Below are 23,232 nucleotides of genomic sequence, written 5' to 3'. Positions count from 1 at the left end.
CAAATTCAATCATGAAACATTCGTTAGCTACATAATCATATTGTTGTATGACATTTTGCAGGAGGCACAAATATGGAAAGTAAATCTGCTGTTCAGCTTTATCTCGAATTGCTAAAGAAAACAATTTTATTTGAAATATGGTTGGAATATGAGGCATACTTACCCGCATCTCTACATATTTCGAAAGAACTAGAATTCGAACCCGTTACAGTCCCCCTCCCTTTATTCATTAAGCAATATGCCGAAAACCATAACTTAAAAATTGTAAAACCAAATGTTTCAAAAAGTGAACGTCATGATGGAATGGATTGGCCAAGAGCAGCACATAGCATGATTGGTCGAGAACGTATGAACCAATTACAAGAGGCAATGGAAACCGTTGTTCGTGAAAATATAGAGGGAGATTTTATTGAAACAGGTGTATGGCGCGGAGGATCATGCATTTTTATGAATGGTTTTTTACAAGCAAACAACATTACGAATCGTACTGTGTGGGTCGCAGATTCATTTGAAGGTTTGCCAGCACCGAATCTAGAACAATATCCAAAAGATTACGGTGATTATTTACACACATTCGATTACTTACGCGTCTCTTTAGAACAAGTACAAGAGAATTTTAAAAAATATGATTTACTAAATGATCAAGTGAAATTTTTAAAAGGTTGGTTTAAAGATACTTTACCAACAGCACCAATTGAAAAAATAGCAATTGCACGGCTTGATGGTGATATGTACGAATCCACCATGGATGGTCTCATGAACTTATATGATAAAGTTTCTAAAGGTGGCTATATAATTATCGATGACTACGGGCTACCGCCATGCGCTGAGGCTGTGACAGACTTTAGAAAGCAACGAAATTTAAAAGCCCCTATTACTAAAATTGATGTATTTGGCGTTTATTGGAGAAAAGAATAAACAAGATTTAATCTATAGGAGATTCCATTTTCACTCATTCTTCTCTTACTTCTAATCCAATTAAGTATTTCTTTTGTGGAATCTCCTTACATATAACAATTGTTTTCCTTTGTTCTCTCACTACAAATTGAAAATTTTATTAATAGAGTGACTGCATATTCTCACACAAGAAAGGGGTATACTCATGAGCGAACTTAACAAAGAAATGACTTTACTCCCCCCTCCTGAACTCGTCCAATATGTAGGTGGCGACTTCAAAAAGGTGGGAAAAGAGTTCCTAAAGCATTTTATTCAAATTGGCGCTTTAAAATCAAATGAAAAAGTATTAGATGTAGGCTGCGGCGTCGGCCGAATGGCTGTACCATTAATGAATTACTTAAATGATGATGGAGCATATTATGGATTTGATTTGTTTAAAGATGGAATTACTTGGTGTCAAAATAACATTTCAACTATGCGTAATAATTTTCACTTTGAACATGTTGACATATACAATCAATTCTATAATCCAGAAGGAAAAGAAGATGCCTCTCAATATCGTTTTCCCTATGAAGACGGAACATTCGATTTTATCTTTTTAACTTCTGTATTTACACATCTTCTTCCAAAAGAATTAGAACATTACGTATCTGAAATTGTACGTGTATTAAAAAAAGACGGGAGATGTTTCATTACATTCTTTCTAATAAATCCTGAATCGTCCTATTATTTAAATGCAGGACAAAGTACATTAGGTTTTTATCATCGAATTGAAAATTGCTACGTTGTAAATAAAGATATTCCCAATTTTGCAGTTGCTTATCCTGAGACAGATATTTGCAATCTATTGAATAAGTATGGTCTAGAAATAATCAATAAGCCACATTATGGTTTATGGTGCGGCAGACCAGAATATACAAGTTACCAAGATATTGTTCTTACAAAAAAAAGCTTCTGAAAGGAAGTTATGTATGGCGAGTGAAAAAAATCTACCCCTCGTTTCTATCCTTATTCCCACTTATAATCGACCCCATTATTTCAAAATCGCTCTAGAAAGTGCATTGGCACAAACTTATTCAAATATTGAAATCATCATCGGAGATGATAGTACAAATGATGAAACAGCAACTCTAATCCATGAACAATACTTACCAAATTATAAAAATATAACATACATTCGAAATATCTCTACTCTAGGACAATTTCACAATGACCTTATGCTCATAGAAAAATCAAATGGTGAGTATATAAATTTTTTAATGGACGATGACGTGTTTTATAAGCATAAAATACAAAAAATGATGGCCTATTTTGAGCAAGATTCCAATAAAGATCTTGCTCTTGTTACTTCTTATCGAGTACGTATTGATGATCATGGAAATCTAATCGGCGATGCCCATCCAACACAAAAGTTATATAGCGAAGATACACCATTAAACGGAATATTTTTAGGCGACTGGATGCTAAAGGCCGGCCACAACATTATCGGCGAACCTACAACTACTTTGTTTCGAAAGAACTTGCTCACTGAACCTTTTGGCACCCTTAAAGAGCGACAATATTCTTGTAGTGTTGATATGGCCTCATGGATTTCTTTACTTTCTAAAGGAAATGCAATATACATTTCTGAGCCTTTAAGTCAATTTCGCTACCATGCTGGACAACAAATACACAATAAACTACTTCAAGGTTGCGAAGATTTCACACACCTCGTTATAACAGCAAAAGAATATGGATTTTTACAAAATACTATAGACTATAGAACAGCTCTACTTAGTGCTTACAAATGGTGTAAAAGTTCCTTAAAATACTACCTTCATCAACTAGATATTTTTCCTGACGCACATGTACGTCTTGCCCATTGTTTGGATATAATTATTAAAGAGTTAAACAATTAAACTACTCTGCAAAATCAAAAGTGTATGGACTATATGTGAATCATTCGTATAGTTCATACATTCTTTCTCATACTATAAAATCCATTACTATAAAGAGCAGTAGAAAGGAATACCTACATTGAAAGATTCAAATTCTCAATATCAAATAGACTACGTATTACTATTTATTTTATTTGCCATTGGGATTGTTAGTTGTTGTGCTATTGCAAGTGCGCAAGCCTCCTTACCGCCATTTTTACAAAACGTCAATTTTGTACTCAAGCAAATCCAATGGTACTTCATTGGATTTATAGCCATTGGTGTTATTATGATTATCGATTTCGATCGTTATCAAAAAATTGCTTGGTATTTGTATAGCTTTGCAATGGTACTACTTATTGGACTAGAACTTCAAGTACCGGGTGCCGTTACAATTAAAGGCGCTACCGCTTGGTACAGGCTCCCAGGCATCGGAAATTTTCAGCCTTCTGAAATTATGAAATTGTTTTTAATTATCGTCATTGGACGAATTATAGCAAATCATAATGAGAAATATTTTTCCCAAACAATGCGTGACGATTTTTTATTACTTGGAAAAATATTTGCGACAAGCTTGCCACCACTACTACTTATTGCAAAAGAACCAGATTTAGGAAACACAATGGTCATTTCAGCGATGCTTGCAGCAATGATACTAGTTTCTGGCATACGATGGCGTTTTATTTTCGGATTAGTTTCAGGTACTTTCGTGGCTGGATCTACATTAATATATATGTTTTTTACTCACACAGATTTCTTTAAAGCACACATTTTAAAAGAATATCAATTAAATCGCTTCTACGGATGGTTGGCACCTTACAAATATGATGCGCAAGGCTATCAATTAAGACAAGCATTCTTAGCGACTGGATCCGGAGAAATGCAAGGAAAGGGGTGGGAAAATGGACAAGTATATTTTCCAGAACCACATACAGATTTTATTTTCACTAATGTCGCTGAACAATTTGGATTTCTAGGTGCAAGTGTCATTATTTCACTTTTTTTCTTACTCATTTTTCGAATGATTCATATCGCTTTAGAAAGTAATGACCCTTTCGGTAGTTACATTTGCGCTGGTACAATCGGAATGTTTACTTTCCAAGTATTCCAAAATATCGGGATGACAATCGGATTACTTCCCATTACAGGGATAACATTACCTCTTATGAGCTACGGAGGAAGTTCACTGCTTACATACATGATTGCGATTGGATTCATTTTAAATATTCGCTCAAGAACGAAAAGCTTTATGTTTAAATGAACAACACAAAAACGCTATATTTTTATCTCTATCCTTTTTTAGATATACTAATGAAAAATACGATGGAGGTTTAAATATGAAATATGACATTATAGGAGATATTCATGGATGCTTCCAAGAGTTTCAAAATTTAACAGAGAAGCTAGGGTATAACTGGAGTAGCGGTCTACCGATCCACCCTGAACAACGTAAACTTGCATTCGTTGGTGATATTACAGACCGTGGTCCTCATTCATTACGTATGATCGAAATTGTATGGGAACTTGTCATACATAAAAAAGAAGCTTATTACGCTCCTGGAAATCACTGTAATAAACTATATCGATTTTTCCTTGGACGTAATGTAACAATCGCTCACGGACTTGAAACAACTGTCGCTGAATATGAGGCACTTCCTTCTCATAAGCAAAACATTATAAAAGAAAAGTTTATCACTCTTTATGAACAATCACCACTCTACCACATACTAGATGAAAAAAAAGTAATCGTATGTCACGCTGGGATTCGGCAAGATTACATAGGAAGACGAGATAAAAAAGTACAAACCTTTGTATTATATGGTGATATTACAGGAGAAAAGCATGCCGATGGCTCACCTGTCCGTCGCGATTGGGCGCAAGAATACAAGGGGCAAGCTTGGATTGTATATGGACATACACCAGTAAAAGAACCTCGATTCGTCAATCAGACAGTCAATATTGATACTGGTGCTGTATTTGGTGGCAAATTAACCGGATTACGTTATCCTGAAATGGAGACTATCTCTGTCCCTTCTTCTTTACCTTTTGTCGCTGAGAAGTTCCGTCCAATTTCATAACTACCTTACTTAGCGAGAGATTACCGTATTATTTAGGCAGATCTCATATAAAACTAGGTAAAGTAATTAAAAAAAGATGCAATAAAGTGCATCTTTTTTTAATTACTTTACATATAATGTCGCAGGAGGTGACAGAATGAAGAAAAAATCTTCTAAACAAAAAAGAAAATTTCCCCCTTTATATCTGCCCATGTACGGAATTAACAACTGGTGTAGCATTCGGGCTGCAGCCATAGAAGAACTAGAAGAACAAGAGTCATCAAAAAAAAGCAAAGTAAAACCAACATATGTCTCTTTAGAAAATGCTGTGATGAACCACATAATCGATCGCAGAAAAATAAAGATGCAACAAAAAAATAAACAGCTCTCAAATCAAGATGAACAGGTACTACGTTCTAACCAAACAGAAGAAACGGTGGAAGAAAATAATTCTGTAGCAATAAATAAAAAAGTGGAACCAGAAATTCCAGCTGCTATTATAAACAAAGTAAAAAAAATAAAAGAAGCATTAGCTTCATCGAATGATATACAAACTGAAAAACCACTCATAATTGAGACACCTACACCTGAAAATACAAAAGTTAAAAGGGGCGGCCGATATGCATATGCGGAGGGGCTTCACTCTCATGCGGAGGGCATGGCAGCACATGCGGAAGGCTTATTAACACACGCAAAAGGTTCTTTCTCTCATGCAGAAGGATCCAACTCAAAAGCAACTGGACATAGTTCGCATAGTGAGGGAAGTGAAACGACAGCAGGCGGTGCTTATTCTCATGCGGAGGGTAAACAGACGACTGCTTTAGGCGAAGCAGCACACGCAGAAGGAACCGCAACTATCGCTAACGGCTTCTCTTCTCATGCGGAAGGTCATCATACATCAACAGCTCATTTTGCAGGTAGCCATATTATGGGGCGCTTCGGCACTGCAGAAGAAGCTTATTCCTGGTTTATTGCAAATGGTGCAAACGACACCGACCATAATATCGGTGCTAAATGGCTTGCCCATAATGGAGAAATGTATATTGAGGGCGCGTCTTACAATGCAAGCGGAACGGATTTTGCACAAATGTTTGAAACAGAAGGTCATAAACCTATTGATGTCGGTTATTTCGTTACATTTAGTAGCGAAGAAAAAATTCGGATAGCTACTTCACACGATTCGTTCATTTTAGGAATATCTAGTGCAACCCCTGCACTTATAGGAAATAGCGGGGCTTTAAGTTGGCAAAAACGCTATAAAACAGACAACTTTGGAAAACGCCAATATGTATGGACGGAATCAGAAGAAATACAACCTCTTTTAAATACAGAATGGGATCCAGCTTGCAAATATGTAGCAAGAAAAGATCGCGCCGAGTGGCTTCCTGTCGGATTAATTGGGCAAATGTTAGTACGTGATGACGGCACTTGCGAAACGCATGGATATTGTCGTCCAAATGACAATGGCATTGCTACAAAAGCCGAAAGTGGATTTTTTGTTATAAAGCGTACGGGTGAGAACCAAATTTTAATATTATTCCGCTAAGAAAAAAGGGAACAAAATTCTTTATAATATAAGAATTTTGTTCCCTTTTTAAGCATTCCTAAGTAACTCTTGCATATCGCTTGGAATCTTTATAGTGAAAGACATTTCTTTCTCTAAAATAGGATGATAAAACGTCAAAGATTTACTATGAAGTGCTTGCCGTTTCATTTCATCCCTTCTTCCTCCATATAAGTTATCACCAAGTAATGGATGTCCTATATGAGCCATATGCACACGAATTTGATGCGTTCTTCCTGTCTCAAGCTCCAGCGCTACATGTGTCTTATGATATGTACTATCAATTACTTTAAAATGAGTAACTGCCCTTTGTCCATCCTCACAAACCGTTCGCTCAATAATGCTATCAGATTTCCGACCAATTGGTGCATCAATCATTCCTTCTCGTTCTACCATCTCACCGTGAACAATTGCTTCATACGTTCGTTTCACAGCTTTTTGTTGATGCTGCTTCGATAAAAGATGATGCACGAAACGATTTTTTGCAATAAGCATAAGCCCTGAAGTATCACGATCTAACCGTGTTACAATGTGTACTGTACTTGCAAGATGCTGCTTATCATAATGAGATAAAAGCGCATTGGCAACACTCCCTGTCGGATGTTCCCTAGATGGAATCGTTGACATGTTCGCCTCTTTATTAATGATAAGAACCGCATCATCTTCATATACAATGCATAAAGGGATATCTTCTGCAATCATCCCTTCACTTCTTTCCTCCACTGGAAAAAAGATGCGTAATTCTTCACTAGCGCGCAACTGATGACGAACACTCGCATGTTGACCATTTACTTCAATTGCCCCGCCGTGAAACTTTATATCCGTTAAAGCGGCTTTAGAAATACCTTTCGTTTTCAAAAATTCCCTAACTAAAGTACTCTCTTCAGCCAGTCCTATATCCCATTTCAATGTAAATCTGTTCAAATTTATAACCCTTTCTATTTATCTGCAACAAACGAGTCACGAACTCGTTTCCAGAACGGGAACGGGCGGAAACGAACAAATCGTACTTTCTCGTTTGCGACGCGATACTGGATTGATTTCACATCTTGATGAACCATCGTTAAATGATCCACTGTAATTTGTAAGTTCATTCCTGCAGCTGGCTTTAACACACATGTATGGTGCTTCGGCAATACGAGTGGCGATCCCACAGTACGAAACACACGATTGTTAATGGACGCCATTTCTGCAATTTGAATCGCTTCAATAGAAGGGTGAATAATTGCTCCGCCAAGCGCTTTATTATATGCAGTACTTCCTGAAGGAGTAGAAATACAAAGGCCGTCCCCGCGGAATGTTTCAAAATATTCTCCGCGTATTTCTACTTCTGTTACTAATGTACCTTCTGCACTTTTTACAGTCGCCTCATTCATCGCCAAATACTGTGACTCTTTACTTCCATTCACATAGCGAATAATCACTTCTAAAAGCGGATATTCCACCACTTGGAATGGTGTTTTCGCAATCGCAATTACTAATTTCTCTACTTCTGTCGGTAACCAATCTGCATAGAAACCTAAATGTCCTGTATGTACACCAACAAATGCTGTTTCATCCAATCGATTATAATAACGATGAAACGCATATAAAAGCGTTCCATCTCCCCCAACAGAAATTACAATATCGGGTTCCTTTTCATCCATTGTAAATCCAAAATCTAACAAGTACTCTTTCATCGTGCTTGCCAGTGTATCTGATGATTGATCTCCCTTTGACATAATTGTAAATTTCATCGCCCAACACCCTTTAGTTTATGATTCGGAATCTTTCGTTTCTTGCTTTCTTGAAAAAGCCTTCTGCGCTTCTTGAATCTCAAGACGAATAGAAGACATTTCTTCATCTAATAAAAACGCCGCTTCCGCTGCACGTTGCAAGCGTATTTTAATATCTTCAGGAAAACGTCCACTATATTTATAATTTAAAGAATGCTCAATTGTTGCCCAAAAGTTCATTGCTAACGTGCGTATTTGGATTTCTACCAATACTTTTTTTTCTCCCTGAATCGTTTGAACGGGGTAACTAATGACAACGTGATAAGAGCGATAGCCGCTATCTTTCTTTTGCGTGACATAATCACGTTCTTCCACGATTTCAAAGTCATTTCGTTTTCGAAGATATTCTACAACAGGCTTAATCTCATCAACAAATTGACACATCATTCGAAGGCCCGCGATGTCTTGCATATCTTCTCTCAGCCGATCTAGCGGTACATTTCTCTTCTCCGCTTTATCAATAATACTAGCAACCGACTTTACCCTTCCTGTTACAAACTCAATTGGAGAATGCTCTGTCAACATTGCAAATTGAGTACGCATTCCTTTTAGTTTCACTTTCAGCTCTGCCACCGCTTGATGGTAAGGTGCTAAAAATTCTTCCCAATTTCGATTCATTTCAACCACCACCAAAATCAATCCATTTGCTTATAGAAATACTTTTTCTACAGCAGTTACTAGTTCTTCTCCGTAATTTGCATTACCTTCAATATTTTCAACTAAATATTCTACTTCTTCTTTTAAATTTTCTAATTCCATTTCAACGTCATTCACACGAACGAACATTACTATATCGTTATTCATCGCTTCATGCATTGCTTCCCAGCATGTGTGCGGAATACTTACATAAATGAAAGATGATTCGTTTTCTAAAATATATAAAAATGATAAATTGTCTGAGTCTACAAGTACGTGATTACGCGCACTTAACTCCTTTACCTCTATTTCATTATTTTCTGCACAAAAAATAAGCGCATTCTCTCTCTTTTCTACGCTCTTAACTTGAATTTTATTTTGCATGCTCTAACTCCTCCATCTCAACTTCCTGTCTTACTTAACAGTATTATTGTATCATAACATGGACGCAAACAAATAAAACATTGAACCAAATTTATGAAAAAGCGATAATGTGTAAAGAATTATTTTTTAAAAGGAGCGCGCATACAATGACACAAGAAATTGAAATTGAATTTAAAAATATTGTTACAGAAGAAGAATTCGATACATTATGTAAATCATTCTCTATTGAAGCATTTACGAAACAGGTGAATCACTACTTTGAAACACCGGGCTTCTCGTTAAAAGAAGCCGGCTCTGCACTTCGTATTCGTCATAAAGGAGAAATTTATACATTAACATTGAAACAACCTGCAGAAGTCGGCTTGTTAGAAACGCATCAAGTCGTAACAGAAGACGAAGCAAGAATGATGATGGAAACAAACGTAATCATTCCAGGGGCTGTAATGGATCAACTACACAAATTACAAATTCCTGTTTCCACTTTAACTTATATGGGTAGTTTAACAACTGAAAGAGCCGAAGCATTATTTAAAGGCGGAACGCTTGTCTTTGATCATAGTTTCTATTACAATCACGATGATTATGAAATTGAATTTGAAGTGCAAGATGAAGAAACAGGAAAAGCTGCATTTATTCATTTATTAACGCAACATAACATACCTGTTCGTCATACAAATAACAAAGTAAAACGCTTTTTCCTTGCCAAACAAAACAAAGCACGCTAAAGTGAAAATTCCACTAGTGAATATGTTTCACTAGTGGATACATCTTACTAAAAAAGTTTACACCCGTAGAATAAGCAAAGAATGTTTGAGAAGGCTGTTTATTTGCCCTCTCGAACATTCCATTGCTACAATAGATATACATTTCATGGAAAAAGGAGTTTATAAAGGATGAGCAAGCAACCGATGACACCATTTGAAGCAATTGGCGGTGAACAATGCATTGCAATATTAGTAGATACATTTTATTCCTATGTCAGTAAACACCCTGACTTATCTCCCATCTTCCCGGAAGATTTAACAGAAACCGCTAGGAAGCAGAAGCAATTTTTAACACAATATTTAGGTGGTCCTAATTTGTACACTGAAGAACATGGTCATCCTATGTTAAGAGCACGCCATCTTCCGTTTGAGATTACTCCAAAACGAGCAGAGGCTTGGCTATCATGTATGGAGCAAGCAATGGATGATACTGGAGTGCATGGTCATATAAGAGAGTTTGTTTTTGAACGTTTAGCATTAACCGCTCAGCATATGGTTAATACTCCAAACGAAACAGGTGAAGTGTAATGGATAAGCAGGAAGCAAAGCATATAAATATGCCATCTCCTTCCGCATGCGAGCATAAGTCTGTAGAAGCATATTTATTTATTGATCCACTTTGTAAAGATTGCTGGGAAATTGAGCCTTTTATTATTAAACTATGGCTTGAATACGGGAAATACTTCTCTATTCGTCATATCGTAACAGGAAAAGTGGATGGAACGAACGCTTCCTCACACAAATGGAATAAACCTGCTAATATTCGATTTGTGTGGGAAAAGACAACAAGTTTACAAGGTTTTTCATGTGATGGAAAGGTACATATGCAAGAAGCATCGTCAACACCATATTTAGTTTCGATGGCGATTAAGGCAGCGGAGTTACAGGGCCGAAAAGCAGGTTCGAAGTTTTTGCGAAAACTCCAAGAATACATTTTCCTTGAAAATGTATCAACCCCTGACTGCGAACTATTACTTGCATGTGCGAAAGATAGCAATATTGATGTAGAAGAATTTAAAAAAGATCTACATTCTGCTAGTGCAAAAAAAGCTTTCCAATGTGACTTGAAATTCACGAATGAAATGCATATTACAGAAATACCCTCCCTCGTCTTTTTTCATGCGAACTCAGATGAAGAAGGTATTAAAATCGCTGGAAATTATTCCTACGATGTATACGTACAATTATTGAAAGAACTTGTAAAATGTGAAATTGAGCCAGAACCATTACCACCTTTAGAAGCATTACTAGAAGCAACACAATTTATATCTTCAAAAGAAGTAGCATTTATTTATGACTGTCCGCAGCAAGAAATTGAGCGCGAACTTAAAAAATTACAACTGAAACGAAAAGTACAAATGATTGAAGTAAAATGCGAACGTTATTGGAAATGGATAGCAAAAGAAAAAGACCTGGTGTAAACACCAGGTCTTTTTCTTTACGGCTTATAAAAATATTAAAGGGGATGGGAGAAATTTTCACGTTCAAACAAAGGGGTATATGTTTGTATGTGAATTCGTTCACGCTTATTATATTACAAGATTCGACGCCAGATGACAACCCCTTTTGTCGAAATTCACACTTTTGTCACATTCTAAACGTTTTCATTTTTGAATAAGCTATAAAAAAGGTCATTTAGGGGGGTTATTTATGAAAAAATCTTATATTGCTCTTCTCTTTCTAGCTGTCATCGTTTCTTTTTTCTTGTACATCCTCTCTCTACTACAAGCTTTTCCTAAAATTATTGCCTTACCTCTTTTATTTGGAATCATCGTTATCACTCTCTCTTATTTCAATCATAAAAAAAGATTCAAAGGGTTTTAATTTCAAAAATCAGCTGTAAAACTATCCTTTCAGTTAGAAAAACAAAGAAATTCACCTTATTTTTTCGACAAATATCGACATTGAATTTATTCAACAAAAAAGACGAGGATACAATCTCTCGTCTTTTTTCATTACTTTTCTTCAAATAATAATGCTTCTAATTCATTTAATTTCTCTTCAAATACTTGTAGTGCCTCTTTTACTGGTTCAGGAGATGCCATATCTACTCCTGCTTTTTTCAGCACTTCAATTGGATAATCAGAGCTTCCTGCTTTTAAGAATTCGTTAATATAACGTTCTACTGCTGGTTGTCCTTCTTCTAAAATCTGTTTAGATAGAGCTGTCGCTGCACTAAATCCTGTTGCGTATTGATATACGTAATAGTTGTAGTAGAAGTGCGGAATACGAGACCATTCTAAACCAATCTCTTCGTCGATTACTAAAGCGTCACCGAAATATTTCTTATTTAAATCGTAGTAGATTTCCGTTAGCATGTCTGGCGTAACAGCATGTCCTTCTTGTACTTTCTTATGAATAATATGTTCAAACTCTGCAAACATCGTTTGACGGAATACAGTACCACGGAACCCTTCTAAATAATGATTTAATAAATATAGACGCTCTTTCTTATCTTCTGTCGTTTTTAATAAATAATCATTTAGAAGCGCTTCATTACAAGTTGATGCCACTTCTGCTACGAAGATGGAATAATCACCATATACGTGCGGTTGTGTTTTTCTTGTATAGTAACTATGCACCGAATGACCAAATTCATGAGCAAGTGTAAATAAATTATTTACATTATCATGCCAGTTCATTAAAATATACGGATTTGTTCCATATGCACCAGATGAATATGCCCCGCTTCGTTTTCCTTTATTCTCATACACATCTACCCAGCGATTTTCATATGCTTCTTTCAAAATATCAACATATTCATCACCAAGTACGTTTAAAGATTTTAATAAAAGGTCTTGCGCTTCTTCGTATTTCACATTCATTTTCACTTCTGGTACAAGTGGTGTATATAAATCATACATGTGAAGCTCATCAAGTCCTAATGCACGCTTACGAATATCGATGTAACGGTGTAATAAATGTAAGTTGTCATTTACCGTTTCAACAAGTTGATCATATACTGCTTCCGGAATATTATTATTGCTTAGTGCAGCTTGGCGAGCAGAATCATATTTACGAACACGCGCATTGAAATTATTACGTTTTACTGCTCCGCTTAACGTACTTGCGAATGTATTTTTAAATTTCCCGTACGTTTCATATACAGCTTTAAATGCATCTTCGCGAACACGGCCATCATCACTTTCTAAAAACTGAATGTAACGACCATGTGTAATTTCTATTTCTTCTCCGTCTTCACCTTTAATAGATGGGAATTTTAAATCCGCGTTATTCAACATACCAAATGTATTGCTTGATGAACTCATTACTTCAGATGCTTCCGCTAATAAAGCCTCCTCAGCTTCTGATAATACGTGCGGGCGTTGACGTGTAATTTCTTCTAATGCATGTTCATATACACTTAAATCTCTATTTTCCTTCAAGAATGTTTGCAGTGTATCTTCTGAAACCGACAAAATTTCAGGTACAATATACGCTGTGCTACTAGATACTTGTGAATATAAATTTGTTGCGCGATCATTTAATGCTTGATATACAGAGTTTGTTGTATCTTGATCGTAACGCATATGAGCATATGTATATAGCTTACCTAATCGCATTGAAATTTCGTCTTCATATTGCAATGCCTCAAGTAAATTGTCCGCAGAGTCACCAAGTTTCCCTTTAAATTCAGTTAACTTCGGTAATAGCTCTTTAATAGCTTGGAATTCTTTTTCCCATTCTGCATCTGTTTGGAAAATATCTTCTAATCGCCACGTACTTGCTTCTTCAATCTCATTGCGATCTGGTAATGTTTTCGCTTTGTTTTGTTCAGACATTCTTTAAGCCCTCCTTTAATTATCTCTACTTAAGTACAATTCGTTTTTTTCTTATGTAATTCCTTCACAATCAGTCTTTATTATATCCCCTTTTCCTTCTCTCATGTTGTACTTTGCCTCAAATAAAGATAAGGCATACGCTAAACAAGTTTCATCATATTTCATAACTTCCTCCTCTGTTTTTAACATAACGATTCCCCTTATTTTCCGGTACTTATAAGTCTCCACTTTACGTAATACACCTGTATAACATAAGAATGTCATATATTCAGTAACTGCTACTTTCCATATATGCTTTGAAAAGTACGGGAGCATACGCCTTTTCGTATACTTTTTTACATAACTACACACATATTGAAGAGAAATACACTCTCCTACTGCAAGCTCCCCTATACACTTCATATATAGAAAAGCTTGCCATATAAATGGGTTTGTTTGAAAAGCAAATCCAGAAGGGAGTGGAACACCAATTTCAGAAGGAAAGCTCGCTGGGGTACATTTAAATTGATATAAGAGGCGTAATAGTGACTTATAATTATAATTCCAAATAGGCAAAGCATTTTTTCGAAAATAGTCCTTTCGTTGCTTCCATTCTCGGTCTAATATTTCTTTTTGGAAAGGAACAGGGGAAAAGAGTAATTCAAAAGTAGTAGTTTCAGTTGGTAAATATATAGTATGTGAGAAAGAGACGCTTGTAGAAAAAGAAGTGAGAAACGCGCATTTCATAAATGCTTTTTGTTTGGAACAGAAGAAAATAAGAAATGGTTGAGGATAAGATTGTAAGGAGAAAGCCATAAGTGAGGAAAATTTCATCCAATATGCAGATTGCTTTTTCAATTGATTTCCACCAATGATCCAAATGACCTGTATACCCGCTCGCCAATACGAATAGGTTCGTTTGTACAGCTGCTCTATAGAAAGATTTGCGCATTGGTATTCAATCGCAATTTTTCTCCCTGCTCTCTCTATAAAAATATCTGGTCGTTGCTGAATCTGGGGCAGATAATGCTCTATATCTACATGAAAGTTTTGACGTTCGAACCATCTATATAACAATTCTTTACCGTGCCTATGATACATAGATTCCGCTTCATAAAAGGCAAGACATGAATCCACTTTTTTATGAGCAAAATGCCAACTTTTTTGTTTCCCTAATTTCATTTGTACTTCCTTTCCACAAGCTACACAAAAGAATCGTTCCTGTTGACGCATACGGCGCAAAAGCTCTTCATTACAATTGTAGAGTAAATGAATTTTTTCTCCGTTTTCTCTTTTAGCTATAAATATCGTAATCACATCCTTTCAGCTCTTTACATTCTACAATTTATTACAAATTCCTTTAAAAAAAGAGATGTCCCAATTTCGGACATCTCTTTTTATAATAAAGGGGATAATAACCGGTACGTTGATTCAACAATTCGTCTATGAAGACGCCTTTTATGAAAATGATCGACATGAATTTCACTTGATTCTTCTAAATCATCTTTAAAGTCTTGAACAAGTCTTTTAATGCTATCTGTATCATATAAAAAGGCATTTACTTCAAAATTCAAATGAAAACTTCTCATATCCATATTAGCTGTCCCAATTGAAGCTAAATCAGAATCGACAATGACAACTTTACTATGGAGAAAACCTTTTTCATACTCATATATCTTTACCCCTGCATCTAAAAGCTCTGGGAAGTACGATCTCGATGCGTAAAAGACAGTACGCTTATCAGGCTTACTCGGCATTAACAAACGAACATCAATACCAGCAAGCGCAGCTACCTTTAATGCGGATAAAATATCATCATCCGGAATGAAATACGGCGTTGCAATCCAAATAGATTTCCGAGCAGAAGCGATCATTGCGAAATATAAATGCTTAATCGTTTCCCACTTATTATCAGGGCCGCCTGCAACGAGCTGCACGCCTCCCCAATGATCACCCTCAACTGCTTTTGCTTGTAAATATTCAGGAGCTAGCACAGCCTCTCCAGTCATATAAAACCAATCTTGAAGGAAAATAAGCTGTAAACTTTGAACCGCTTCACCACGTAAATACAAATGCGTGTCTCGCCAAAAGCCAAAATATTTACTTTTCCCTAAATACTCATCACCGATATTTAATCCGCCTACAAACCCTTCGTTCCCATCAATCACAACAATTTTCCTATGATTTCGATAATTAATCTTATCGTTTAAAATCGGAAAGCGCACAGGAAAAAACGGAATCATTTCAACACCTGCATCGTTTAATTCTTCAATATACGATTTTGATAACTTAAAACTTCCAACCGCATCATATAAAAAACGAACAACAACGCCTTCTTTTGATTTTTGTATTAAAATATCTTTAATTTCTGTTCCTAATTTATCATCACGCACAATGTAATATTCCATATGAATGTGATGTTTTGCTCGTTTTAATCCATCTAAAATGGCCTGAAACGTTTCATCTCCATTTGTTAATGTCCTCGTTTCAGTTTGAAATGAAATATTTAAAGCGCCTAAGCGATCCGCTAAACGAAATAACAGCTCTTGATGCTTATGATTGCGTAAAATTCTTTCTTCGTAATCTTCATGCCCTTTATATTGTAAAAACGCCTGTTCATCAAGTAACGCCTTCTTTTGAAACATTCTTTTTCTCCGAAAATTTTGTCCAAATAATAAATAAGCAAAGAAGCCAAATACCGGAAAAATCCCTAACACAATTAACCATGTAAGTGTTTTAGATGGATGGCGATTTTCTAAGAAAATAACGCAACCAATTAAAAACGCAGATACTGTAAATAAAATACTAATAATACCTAAAATCGAAACATCTTTTATCCCAATCACATCTGAATAAAATGCTACATCAATAAACATACGTAACGAAACAAATAATGCGAACAATAGCAGGATAAAGAAAATCAGCTTTAACGTATTTTTCATCTCTTACCTCCTAACTAAGAAAGCTTTCCTATTCTTCATATAAAAAGCCGATTTCATACTACAGAAATCGGCCTACGTTTTAGCAGGAAAATTATTGCGAATCGTTTCAAGCGCATGCTCTTTCACAATTTGTTTTCCATACTCACTTACACGATGAATTGTTAAAGTTGATTCTTCCCCATATTCTAAAATAATACTTAAAATACGATCGATTTCTTCTTCATCATGTAGCACTTCATCGAATTCCACATATACATAATAGCGGTTCTCAAATGAATACAGCTCATCTTTTATATCTTCAAAGATAAGACGATGACTTAATGAAATGACATCTTCAAAATCATTAAATTTAATTAAAAAGCCAAACGTACCATCTTCATTAAAGTTTGTTCCTGTTTGTTCTTCTACCTCTTCGACTAACTCTTGTTGGAATAATGATTCGATGCCTTCATCTAGAGGAATATCTATAATTTTGTCTACCCCTATCGGTAGTTCCAGCTTTTGTCCGTCCTTTGAAAGCTCTGCTTTCGTGACAAGTACTTCAATCCCTTTATCGACTGCTTGCACTTGAATCCATAACGGCCCATCAATAAAGAAATCGTCATGATCACGAGCTTCGTCCATCATCTCCCAAAAGAGCTCTTCACTTCGTTCGCGATCATACCAAATTTCTTCACGATTAAATCCTCTATCCTCTATATCAATGTACGTAATAAAAAATTTCATCGTATGATCATTAATTCTTTCAATATCCAAAATACAACTCTCCCTTCCTGCTTAGAATTGTTATGAAGGGATTCCCCACTCATATGACAAATCAATAGATTCTTGTACTCTCATTTTATGATAAGATTCTCCAGAATGGAAATAAAATCGATTTATTTTACAAAAATAGTTATATGCCTATCTTTACTCGATCAACTACATAAATATATTATTATAGCGATTTCTTACTTACAAAAAATTTGGACATACATTTCCACATTCCCCCGTACACTTTAATAAAGTGAAACTTCTATTGGAAGAGATTATTTAACAACAACTTTCTTCATCACATACATACAGTTCGCTTATTAAAACATCATAAATGGAGGCAGACGAATGGACTTAGAGTTTTTAACATCCGTACTAATGATTGTCGGTATCGATGTTGTATTAGGTGGTGACAATGCAATTGTCATCGCACTAGCTAGCCGAAATTTACCTGAATCGAAACGAAATAAAGCTATTTTGATTGGTACTCTTTTAGCAATCGTACTAAGAATTGCCCTTACTATATTAGCTGTCTATTTACTCGACATTCCATTTCTACAACTGATTGGCGGGGTTTTACTTACATTAATTGCAGTCAATTTATTAACTGATAATAACAACGATCTTTCTGCTATTCAAGGAAAAACAACTTTATTCCAAGCTGTGCGGACAATTGTTTTCGCGGATCTCGTTATGGGGTTTGATAATGTTATTGCCATTGCAGGTGCAGCTCACGGGAGATTTTTACTCGTCATAATTGGCTTACTCATTTCTATCCCTATTATTATTTGGGGCAGCAAACTTATTTTAATACTTATGGAACGATTTCCATTCCTCATTTATTGCGGTGCAGCGATTCTTGCCTATACTGCAGGAAAAATGGTTACACATGAAGACAGACTTGCCACCTTTTTTCATAACAACCCAAGTTTCACTGCAAGCATTCCTTATTTGTTCATTTTCACTATTTTATGCATCGGCTTTATCGTACAACAAGTTCGATTACGCAATGTGAAACATTAAAAAAAACCTTCTACTATATAATAGGTAGAAGGTTTTCATATTATTATAATTAATTTACAAGACGTTGTGCTTCACGTAATTGGAACGTTCTTACTGTACGTGGTAAGAAACGGCGAATTTCGTCTTCGTTGTAACCAACTTGAAGGCGTTTCTCGTCAATCATAATTGGACGACGTAAAATCCCTGGATAGTCACGAATCATCTTATATAAATCTTGAAGTGGTAAAGATTCTAAGTTTACATTCAATTCTTGGAAAACTTTCGAACGAGTAGAAATAATCTCATCCGTTCCGCTTTCTGTCATACGTAAAATCTCTTTAATTTCCTCAATTGTTAATGGATCTGAGAAAATATTACGTTCTGTATAGGGAATATGATTTTCCTCTAGCCATAATTTCGCCTTTCTACAAGACGTACAGCTTGGAGAACTATATAATGTTACCATACAAAGCTCACTCTCCTTAAAGAGTACAAATTCTGTACTAAATACAGTTTTAATTTCTAACTTCAGCAATTTTTCGCGATAACTTGTCTTATTGAAAAGTACAAAAATCGCATTTCATGTAAGCAACAACTTATAATAAACAACAATTACTTTTAATAAGTAACTTCTATAATCATTATACAATAGATTTTGCAAGAAATATACAGTAAATTTCCTGCTAGTTGAGAAAACTCTTCCGTGTATTCCACTGCTATGTAACATGATTACGCTCAATTTATCTGTACTTGAACAATAACTTTCAACCCTTTCAATACTCATTTCCCCTAGATTTTTCATATAATATATAGTTATTTATCTATAATCTTCCCTATGAAAAAGAGAACGTTTTCTTACTTTTTCCTGATAAATCAATTAAGAAATGTAAGACTATACAAATGAGAATGAAAAGGAACATTTGTTCTTATTTTAACAAATATTCTCCCTCCTGTCCACACGATTTCTAAAGTAAATTATTTTTTTCTGACATTTCTTTCTTTTTTATTTTTTATCTCATACAATAAACATACAGACAGGCAAAGGGGGAGTTTGCAAATGATTGCTTTTTTTGTTGATTTTATTACGGTTGCTGCCCTCATCATCGGAATAACAGCATTGATTGGTGTCATTACAAATAGCATTGGCGAAAAGCTCTTTGGCGGAAAAGAAAAAATGAAGTTTGTTAACAAAAGTTTGGATGTACAATCCGGCTGGAATCAAGTTGGCGGAAAAGGCATTTATAAGAAACGCACGTATTAAAAAAAGCAGGTGGTTAGCCTGCTTTTTTTATTTCCCTACGGATGCCCATTTGAAGCTCACATCAGGGCCATATTTATGGTTGTACATATCTTTAATTGTTTCTCTTTGTAAGTATGCTCTACCACGTTGGTATACTGGAACAATCGCAGCGTCATCAAGTAACATTTTTTCTGCCTCAAGTAAGTTTTTCCAGCGAGCATTTACATCGCTTCCATCTTTTTTCGCTTTCATAATGATTTCATCGTATTTCGGATTAGAGTACTTCATCTTATTTTGTGACCCATCTGTTACAAACATATCAAGATATGTGATCGGATCTGGGAAGTCTGCCCCCCATCCAGAGAATGACATGACATAATCACCCGCATCTTCTAATTTCAACTTTTGTGCGAATGGTTGTTGTTTAATTTTCACTGTTAAGCCTGGTAAATTCTTTTCCAGTTCACCTTTTAAATATTCACCAGTTTTCTTAGATAATTCAACATCTTCATTTAATAACTCTAATTCAATTTCATTTTTTCCAAGCTCTTTTGTACCAGCTTCCCAATATTTTTTTGCTTCTTTCACATTTGGTTTTACAATATCACCATTTTCAGCACGGAAATCCTTTTTATCCGGACCTTTAATGAAGTTATCAGGAATTAATCCTGTTGCTGGCTTAGAACCGTTATTTAATAATGTATCAACGAACGGCTTACGATCAAAAGCAAGGGAAATTGCTTTACGAATATTTTTATTTGCTAAAGCTGGATCTTTTTGATTTAAGCGTAGGAAAAATACAGATGTCTCTTCTACTGTTTTGAAATCTGGTTTTCCTTTATATTTATCGATGAACTCTGCTAATAACGTCGCTCGATCGATTGCATTTGTTTCATATAAGTTAATTGGCGTAGATGTATCTTTTACAATATTAAAGTTTACTTCTTCAAGCTTCACTTCTTTATTGTCCCAATATGATGAGCTCTTTGTCATTTTAAAACTGCGTTCATGTTGCCAATCACTTAATGTAAATGGTCCGTTGTAAAGCGTTGTGTTCGCTTCCAAACCAAACTTCGCACCTTGCTCTTTCACAAATTTCTCATTTACAGGATAAAAGATTGGATATACCATTAAATCTACAAGATATGGAATAGAATTGTCTAATTCTACTTCTAATGTGTAATCATCAATTGCTTTTACACCTAATTGATCAGGACTCATCTCTTTTTTATTAATTTTCTCTGCATTTTTTATATCATACATAATGTATGCTGATTTCGCAGCTGTGTCTGGGTTGATTGCTCTTTGCCATGCGTATACAAAATCTTTCGCCGTTAAAGGCTCACCGTTTGACCATTTCGCGTCTTCACGTAATTTAAATGTATATTTTTTACCGTCTTCTGACTTTTTAAATTCTTTTGCTACACCTGGAACTAACTTATCATCTTTTCCAAGGCGGTATAGACCTTCCATCGTGTTGTTCATTACTTTTGAAGAAACTGCGTCAGCTGATAATGCTGGGTCCATCGTTGGAATTTCTTGTGTTTCAATTAAATTAAGAACTTGCTTCGCACCGCTTTTCCCGCTATCCCCTTTTGCGTTTGCTTGCGGTTCATCTTTTTGGTAGCTACATGCCCCTAATATCATGCTCATTGCTACTGTTGATACTACAAAAACTGGTATCTTTTTTTTCATACTTCCACCCTCCAAAAAATGTTAGCCCTTTCATTTTCAAACAGAAAGAAATATATATATGTTCTAATAATTCATATTATACACACAAATATATTTTTTGTATATTTATATTTCTATTTCATTAAAATTTTCTGTTAAAAAATATATCTTTGTAAACGTTTTATATTGTCTATTTTCCTTACTAAAGTGCCAAAAATAATTATTTTTATATTTTTCTAAATTATCAGAGAAAAATAAATTTTATATTTTATAATATTTTATGTATAATTATCCCACCCTTTTCAACATAAAATAGCAGGCCCTTCATATTAAAAATATATAGGCTAAAATGAGTGCAAAGGATAAGAAAGTATGTTACGATACATTTTGCTAAAAATAGATATCGGTAAAGAGGGGACGGACATGACAGCAATTCAGGCAAAAAATGGGCCGACAGAGAAATTAAGTTTATTCTTATTAACATGGCCTATTTTTCTAGAAGTTTTTCTTTTTATGTTGATGGGGATCGCTGATACTTTCATGTTAAGTGCATTATCAGACGATGCTGTATCTGGGGTTGGTGCAGCGAATCAATATCTCCATATTGCGATTTTGGTATTAGAAGTCATCGGGAACGGCGCTGCTATCGTTGTATCTCAATACCTCGGTTCCAGACGCTTTATGGAAGCATCTAAAATATCAGCATTAGCCGTCACATTAAATTTAATAGTTGGGCTCGTTATAAGCGCTGGTTTTCTTTTATTTTCGGAACATATGATGCTCGCAATGAACTTACAAGGCGATGTACTAACGTATGCGCAAAACTACTTATCTATCGTCGGAGGGGCAATCTTCCTGCAAGCTATCATTAACTCATTAGCCGCAATTATCCGTGTACACGGTTTTACAAAGCAAGCGATGTTTATTTCACTCGGAATGAATATTATTCATATCGCTGGAAACTACGTACTCATTTTCGGGAAATTTGGTTTCCCTGAGCTCGGTGTACAAGGGGCTGCAATTTCTTCCGCTATCAGTCGATTGATCGCACTTATTGTTTTCTTCTGGTTACTATATCGCGTTATGGAATATCGTGTGAAATTACAATATTACTTCACTTTATCCAAAGAATACATTGGAAAAATTTTAAAAATCGGCATTCCATCTGCATTTGAACAAGTGATGTATCAAGCTTGTCAAATCGTCTTCCTTTATTACGCAACGTACTTAGGAACGGAATCATTAGCTGCTAGACAATACGCTACTAACATTTCCATGTTCACTTATTTATTTGCAATTGCGATTGGTATGGGAACAGCCATTATTATTGGCCGCCTTGTTGGTGGTGGCGAAAAGGATGAAGCATACGAACGTTTGTGGAAAAGTGTAAAATGGGCGATTGGTGTAACTTTATGTATGGTCGCTCTCGTTATTACATTCCGTACACAATTAATGGGACTGTTTACAGATAATCCGCACATTATCAGGTTAGGCGCAAGTGTTCTTTTACTAAGTGTACTACTTGAAACGGGACGTACGATGAACATCGTCATCATTAATTCGCTTCGTGCAGCTGGTGATGCAAAATATCCTGTTTTAATCGGTGCATTTTCTATGGTGTTAATGAGTTTACCACTAGGTTACTTTTTCGCCTTTCATTTAGATATGGGGCTCGTGGGTATTTGGCTAGCGATCGCCATCGACGAATGGACACGTGCCATTATTATGTTCTTCCGCTGGAAAAGTAGAGCTTGGGAACGTTACGCACTAGTTAAACCTGAAGAACAAGAAGAGAGTATTTCTGTTCAAGTTTAGTAATTTTATATAGTAGAAAAAAGAGCCCTCCTTCCGCAATGGAAGAATGGCT

At 35.5% G+C, this 23,232-nt stretch carries 23 protein-coding genes; 13 read left to right on the top strand and 10 right to left on the bottom strand.

The window, feature by feature from the left end:
• Positions 1 to 72: 72 nt before the first annotated feature.
• The 6 genes from DOS87_RS06330 (at position 73) to DOS87_RS06305 (ending at position 6,416) form a co-directional block, all read left to right on the top strand.
• A complete protein-coding gene (locus DOS87_RS06330) occupies positions 73 to 918 on the top strand; it encodes a TylF/MycF family methyltransferase (protein WP_000444387.1) in 846 nt (281 codons plus the stop codon).
• A gap of 184 nt (positions 919 to 1,102) precedes the next feature.
• Positions 1,103 to 1,855, top strand: a complete 753-nt coding sequence (locus tag DOS87_RS06325; protein ID WP_001292844.1) for a class I SAM-dependent methyltransferase — start codon at positions 1,103 to 1,105, stop codon at positions 1,853 to 1,855.
• 13 nt (positions 1,856 to 1,868) lie between these two features.
• Positions 1,869 to 2,795 (top strand): glycosyltransferase family 2 protein, encoded by a 927-nt coding sequence (locus DOS87_RS06320; protein ID WP_000135606.1) that lies wholly within the window; start codon positions 1,869 to 1,871, stop codon positions 2,793 to 2,795.
• A gap of 118 nt (positions 2,796 to 2,913) precedes the next feature.
• Complete coding sequence (locus tag DOS87_RS06315) at positions 2,914 to 4,074, top strand: FtsW/RodA/SpoVE family cell cycle protein (protein ID WP_098578102.1); 1,161 nt, start codon at positions 2,914 to 2,916, stop codon at positions 4,072 to 4,074.
• Positions 4,075 to 4,150: 76 nt separating this feature from the next.
• Positions 4,151 to 4,891, top strand: a complete 741-nt coding sequence (gene prpE, locus DOS87_RS06310) for a bis(5'-nucleosyl)-tetraphosphatase PrpE (RefSeq protein WP_000872690.1) — start codon at positions 4,151 to 4,153, stop codon at positions 4,889 to 4,891.
• A 136-nt stretch (positions 4,892 to 5,027) separates the two neighbouring features.
• Positions 5,028 to 6,416 (top strand): peptidase G2 autoproteolytic cleavage domain-containing protein, encoded by a 1,389-nt coding sequence (locus tag DOS87_RS06305; RefSeq protein WP_000730508.1) that lies wholly within the window; start codon positions 5,028 to 5,030, stop codon positions 6,414 to 6,416.
• 48 nt (positions 6,417 to 6,464) lie between these two features.
• Here the strand turns inward: DOS87_RS06305 and DOS87_RS06300 are convergent, their stop codons facing one another.
• Genes DOS87_RS06300 through DOS87_RS06285 form a run of 4 tightly spaced genes read right to left on the bottom strand, consistent with a single transcriptional unit; the run spans position 6,465 to position 9,229 of the window.
• Entirely contained in the window at positions 6,465 to 7,358 is an 894-nt protein-coding gene (locus DOS87_RS06300; protein ID WP_001079127.1) for an RluA family pseudouridine synthase, read from the bottom strand.
• Positions 7,359 to 7,372: 14 nt separating this feature from the next.
• Complete coding sequence (locus DOS87_RS06295; RefSeq protein ID WP_000673196.1) at positions 7,373 to 8,170, bottom strand: NAD kinase; 798 nt, start codon at positions 8,168 to 8,170, stop codon at positions 7,373 to 7,375.
• Between the two features lie 18 nt (positions 8,171 to 8,188).
• Positions 8,189 to 8,827: a GTP diphosphokinase gene (locus DOS87_RS06290; protein WP_001081480.1), complete on the bottom strand. Its 639-nt coding sequence runs from the start codon at positions 8,825 to 8,827 to the stop codon at positions 8,189 to 8,191.
• 30 nt (positions 8,828 to 8,857) lie between these two features.
• Positions 8,858 to 9,229 carry a UPF0738 family protein gene (locus tag DOS87_RS06285; protein ID WP_001179996.1) on the bottom strand — a complete coding sequence of 124 codons (372 nt, stop codon included), beginning with the start codon at positions 9,227 to 9,229 and terminating at the stop codon, positions 8,858 to 8,860.
• Positions 9,230 to 9,375: 146 nt separating this feature from the next.
• Between DOS87_RS06285 and DOS87_RS06280 the strand changes: the two genes are divergently transcribed.
• The 4 genes from DOS87_RS06280 to DOS87_RS06265 all read left to right on the top strand — a co-directional run bounded on the left by DOS87_RS06280 (position 9,376) and on the right by DOS87_RS06265 (position 11,817).
• Entirely contained in the window at positions 9,376 to 9,954 is a 579-nt protein-coding gene (locus DOS87_RS06280) for a CYTH domain-containing protein (protein WP_000191102.1), read from the top strand.
• Positions 9,955 to 10,122: 168 nt separating this feature from the next.
• Entirely contained in the window at positions 10,123 to 10,521 is a 399-nt protein-coding gene (locus DOS87_RS06275; RefSeq protein WP_000043386.1) for a globin domain-containing protein, read from the top strand.
• Positions 10,521 to 11,414, top strand: a complete 894-nt coding sequence (locus tag DOS87_RS06270) for a ClpXP adapter SpxH family protein (protein WP_000360659.1) — start codon at positions 10,521 to 10,523, stop codon at positions 11,412 to 11,414. The genes DOS87_RS06275 and DOS87_RS06270 overlap by 1 nt, the downstream gene beginning before the upstream one ends.
• 229 nt (positions 11,415 to 11,643) lie before the next feature.
• A complete protein-coding gene (locus tag DOS87_RS06265; protein ID WP_000750354.1) occupies positions 11,644 to 11,817 on the top strand; it encodes a hypothetical protein in 174 nt (57 codons plus the stop codon).
• A gap of 131 nt (positions 11,818 to 11,948) precedes the next feature.
• On the opposite strand, the gene pepF is transcribed toward DOS87_RS06265, so the two are convergent.
• From pepF to mecA, 4 genes are all read right to left on the bottom strand, one after another.
• Positions 11,949 to 13,775 (bottom strand): oligoendopeptidase F, encoded by a 1,827-nt coding sequence (gene pepF / locus DOS87_RS06260; protein ID WP_000003356.1) that lies wholly within the window; start codon positions 13,773 to 13,775, stop codon positions 11,949 to 11,951.
• Between the two features lie 51 nt (positions 13,776 to 13,826).
• A complete protein-coding gene (locus DOS87_RS06255) occupies positions 13,827 to 15,071 on the bottom strand; it encodes a competence protein CoiA (RefSeq protein ID WP_000628322.1) in 1,245 nt (414 codons plus the stop codon).
• 80 nt (positions 15,072 to 15,151) lie between these two features.
• Positions 15,152 to 16,696 carry a cardiolipin synthase gene (locus DOS87_RS06250; RefSeq protein WP_000799189.1) on the bottom strand — a complete coding sequence of 515 codons (1,545 nt, stop codon included), beginning with the start codon at positions 16,694 to 16,696 and terminating at the stop codon, positions 15,152 to 15,154.
• A gap of 72 nt (positions 16,697 to 16,768) precedes the next feature.
• The gene (gene mecA / locus DOS87_RS06245; RefSeq protein ID WP_000350716.1) at positions 16,769 to 17,452 is read right to left on the bottom strand and encodes an adaptor protein MecA; all 684 of its coding nucleotides are present in this window, start codon (positions 17,450 to 17,452) and stop codon (positions 16,769 to 16,771) included.
• Positions 17,453 to 17,797: 345 nt separating this feature from the next.
• Here mecA and DOS87_RS06240 point away from each other — a divergent pair, with 345 nt between their 5' ends.
• A complete protein-coding gene (locus tag DOS87_RS06240; RefSeq protein ID WP_000362600.1) occupies positions 17,798 to 18,472 on the top strand; it encodes a TerC family protein in 675 nt (224 codons plus the stop codon).
• 49 nt (positions 18,473 to 18,521) lie between these two features.
• On the opposite strand, the gene spx is transcribed toward DOS87_RS06240, so the two are convergent.
• Entirely contained in the window at positions 18,522 to 18,917 is a 396-nt protein-coding gene (gene spx / locus DOS87_RS06235) for a transcriptional regulator Spx (RefSeq protein WP_000258267.1), read from the bottom strand.
• Positions 18,918 to 19,508: 591 nt separating this feature from the next.
• Between spx and DOS87_RS06230 the strand changes: the two genes are divergently transcribed.
• Positions 19,509 to 19,712 carry a hypothetical protein gene (locus DOS87_RS06230; protein WP_000559983.1) on the top strand — a complete coding sequence of 68 codons (204 nt, stop codon included), beginning with the start codon at positions 19,509 to 19,511 and terminating at the stop codon, positions 19,710 to 19,712.
• A gap of 27 nt (positions 19,713 to 19,739) precedes the next feature.
• Here DOS87_RS06230 and DOS87_RS06225 read toward each other — a convergent pair whose 3' ends face one another.
• Complete coding sequence (locus tag DOS87_RS06225; RefSeq protein WP_000727253.1) at positions 19,740 to 21,386, bottom strand: peptide ABC transporter substrate-binding protein; 1,647 nt, start codon at positions 21,384 to 21,386, stop codon at positions 19,740 to 19,742.
• 351 nt (positions 21,387 to 21,737) lie between these two features.
• Here DOS87_RS06225 and DOS87_RS06220 point away from each other — a divergent pair, with 351 nt between their 5' ends.
• Positions 21,738 to 23,180, top strand: coding sequence for an MATE family efflux transporter (locus tag DOS87_RS06220; RefSeq protein WP_002083070.1), 1,443 nt, complete (start codon positions 21,738 to 21,740; stop codon positions 23,178 to 23,180).
• The last annotated feature ends 52 nt before the right edge of the window (positions 23,181 to 23,232 follow it).

Source organism: Bacillus sp. CR71, assembly GCF_003429245.1.
Taxonomy (GTDB): domain Bacteria; phylum Bacillota; class Bacilli; order Bacillales; family Bacillaceae_G; genus Bacillus_A; species Bacillus_A thuringiensis_S.
Note: the sequence above shows the minus strand (reverse complement) of the source record. Positions and strands in the feature narration are given on the sequence as shown.

Bases quoted from the DNA above. Each gene is read 5' to 3' on its own strand.
- DOS87_RS06330 (WP_000444387.1), top strand. From the start codon at position 73: ATGGAAAGTAAATCTGCTGTTCAGCTTTATCTCGAATTGCTAAAGAAA.
- DOS87_RS06325 (WP_001292844.1), top strand. From the start codon at position 1,103: ATGAGCGAACTTAACAAAGAAATGACTTTACTCCCCCCTCCTGAACTC.
- DOS87_RS06320 (WP_000135606.1), top strand. From the start codon at position 1,869: ATGGCGAGTGAAAAAAATCTACCCCTCGTTTCTATCCTTATTCCCACT.
- prpE (WP_000872690.1), top strand. From the start codon at position 4,151: ATGAAATATGACATTATAGGAGATATTCATGGATGCTTCCAAGAGTTT.
- DOS87_RS06305 (WP_000730508.1), top strand. From the start codon at position 5,028: ATGAAGAAAAAATCTTCTAAACAAAAAAGAAAATTTCCCCCTTTATAT.
- DOS87_RS06295 (WP_000673196.1), bottom strand. From the start codon at position 8,170: ATGAAATTTACAATTATGTCAAAGGGAGATCAATCATCAGATACACTG.
- DOS87_RS06290 (WP_001081480.1), bottom strand. From the start codon at position 8,827: ATGAATCGAAATTGGGAAGAATTTTTAGCACCTTACCATCAAGCGGTG.
- DOS87_RS06285 (WP_001179996.1), bottom strand. From the start codon at position 9,229: ATGCAAAATAAAATTCAAGTTAAGAGCGTAGAAAAGAGAGAGAATGCG.
- DOS87_RS06280 (WP_000191102.1), top strand. From the start codon at position 9,376: ATGACACAAGAAATTGAAATTGAATTTAAAAATATTGTTACAGAAGAA.
- DOS87_RS06275 (WP_000043386.1), top strand. From the start codon at position 10,123: ATGAGCAAGCAACCGATGACACCATTTGAAGCAATTGGCGGTGAACAA.
- DOS87_RS06270 (WP_000360659.1), top strand. From the start codon at position 10,521: ATGGATAAGCAGGAAGCAAAGCATATAAATATGCCATCTCCTTCCGCA.
- DOS87_RS06265 (WP_000750354.1), top strand. From the start codon at position 11,644: ATGAAAAAATCTTATATTGCTCTTCTCTTTCTAGCTGTCATCGTTTCT.
- pepF (WP_000003356.1), bottom strand. From the start codon at position 13,775: ATGTCTGAACAAAACAAAGCGAAAACATTACCAGATCGCAATGAGATT.
- DOS87_RS06250 (WP_000799189.1), bottom strand. From the start codon at position 16,696: ATGAAAAATACGTTAAAGCTGATTTTCTTTATCCTGCTATTGTTCGCA.
- DOS87_RS06240 (WP_000362600.1), top strand. From the start codon at position 17,798: ATGGACTTAGAGTTTTTAACATCCGTACTAATGATTGTCGGTATCGAT.
- spx (WP_000258267.1), bottom strand. From the start codon at position 18,917: ATGGTAACATTATATAGTTCTCCAAGCTGTACGTCTTGTAGAAAGGCG.
- DOS87_RS06230 (WP_000559983.1), top strand. From the start codon at position 19,509: ATGATTGCTTTTTTTGTTGATTTTATTACGGTTGCTGCCCTCATCATC.
- DOS87_RS06225 (WP_000727253.1), bottom strand. From the start codon at position 21,386: ATGAAAAAAAAGATACCAGTTTTTGTAGTATCAACAGTAGCAATGAGC.
- DOS87_RS06220 (WP_002083070.1), top strand. From the start codon at position 21,738: ATGTTACGATACATTTTGCTAAAAATAGATATCGGTAAAGAGGGGACG.